Origin of the sequence: Qingrenia yutianensis (genome assembly GCF_014385105.1) — a bacterium.
Taxonomy (GTDB): Bacteria; Bacillota; Clostridia; order UMGS1810; family UMGS1810; genus Qingrenia; species Qingrenia yutianensis.
The window spans coordinates 1-613 of sequence record NZ_JACRTE010000101.1; the positions used below are offsets into that span (position 1 = coordinate 1).

Consider the following 613-nt stretch of genomic DNA (forward strand, 5'->3'; position numbering starts at 1 on the left):
ATTTGCTCCCGTGCGGATTTTCGTTTGTTCTCTCCGCACGGGACGGACGGTTTTTTGAGTTTTCGTCCTTTGTATTATCCGATGTAACCTCCGTCTGTTCGGGGACTTCCGGTTCAATTTCGTGTTCCGTTGCGGAATATCCGAGCTTTTCCATAATGTAATTAAGCCGGGGTATATCGTCTTGAAATGCGATAACATCACACAAACCGTTGTCGTTTGTCTTGTCTGCAACAGGACGGTACATTATCCCGTAATTTTTCGCTTCAGCATTGAATTTTTTGAGGTCGGTTTCTTTTATCTGCATAATACAAAGCTGTTTGCCCGTTTTAAGCATTTGCTTTAATTTTGCGACGCCCTCCGTCTTGCCGTCATCCTTTGCAAGCGCCATAACGATTGCCGCAAGGTTTTTTACACCGAGGGCGGTTAGCTTGACCGCCGATTCGGTCATTTGTATAGCTTCTTTCGCCATTAAATCAGCGACTTCGCCGCTTGTGTTCATTTTCTCTCAACTCCTTGTCTGCCTGTTTCTGCAAAGCGAGCGCCTGCCGTTTTTTCTCGGCAATTTTATACGAATCCTTAAATATTGCTTTGCACAGTCTGATTTCTTTTCGGA

General features: G+C 44.9%; 1 protein-coding gene. It reads right to left on the minus strand.

The genetic code is table 11. The features are described 5' to 3' along the window. On the minus strand, positions 1-499 hold a 499-nt coding region (locus H8706_RS12305; RefSeq protein WP_262432867.1), incomplete at its 3' end, for a PcfB family protein. Positions 500-613 lie beyond the last annotated feature (114 nt).